The sequence below is a fragment of the Pseudomonas sp. P5_B2 genome (assembly GCF_056400445.1).
Genome location: NZ_JBFULH010001219.1, coordinates 1 through 843 on the forward strand (window position 1 = coordinate 1; position 843 = coordinate 843).

The 843-nt window shown below is 52.8% G+C and carries 1 protein-coding gene; it reads right to left on the bottom strand.

All coding sequences use genetic code 11. The features are described from left to right. Positions 1-843 (bottom strand): Eco57I restriction-modification methylase domain-containing protein (locus AC1DRJ_RS30330; RefSeq protein WP_477805360.1); only part of this gene is annotated, 843 nt, incomplete at both ends.

An 843-nucleotide genomic window follows, 5' to 3' on the forward strand; every position in this document is an offset into this window, starting at 1 on the left:
GGGGTAGGCTTCCCACCTTGCTCTGCGCCCCGTACCGGAGACGTGCCCTTTTACACCAAAGCGATGGGCTTGCACCATGCGCCCCTCTACCAATGGCATTGCCCCATGAGCGTCATATCCCAAAAACTTTGGCCGTTCTTTAGTCATATCGACCTCGCGACAGAACTTCGGAGTCCAGCCGTAAACAGGTTCCTCCCAAGAGCAACCCGCCTCAGAAATTTTGGAAAAAAGCTTCCACTCAGCAATGCTGCGGACCTCTGGTAAACTCAGGTCTGGTCTTACATCAACCAACGCAGCGCGACCGATAGTTGCCTTGCCCGTAATTTCCAAGCCCGTAGTGGTTCCACGCTCATGCAGAAGCTGGATCGGTTCACGCTTTCCCTTCCCAGATCCCGCCTTCACCAACGCCATCGCCAGAAACTTAAACCGCGTGTCGATAGCAAAGAACCGGGCTCGGTTATCGATAATCGAAAGCGAAACGCTTTGACTCGAATCGAAAATCTTTCGCCGCATTTCCTTAGTGCCCTGCGAACGGATTAACCCACCAGGAATTAAAGCAGCCACAGTTCCCTGCTCTTTACAGAGTTCAAAGAAGAGATCCGTAAAGGCAACGTAAAGGTCAGGCTCTCCATTACCTAGATCGGGATACCGAGCTAACAGCCGCTGAGAATAGCTCGCCATCTGATCACGCTGTACAGCAAACAACTCCTCATCAAGACCGTGGACCTGCGCCCCATAGTGCCGTTTGGTGCCGGTAGACTTCAAAAATTCGTGTCGTGAGAGCTTTACTTTCTCCCAGGGCGGATTGCCGATCACTGCATCAAAGCCTTCGCCAGCCATGGT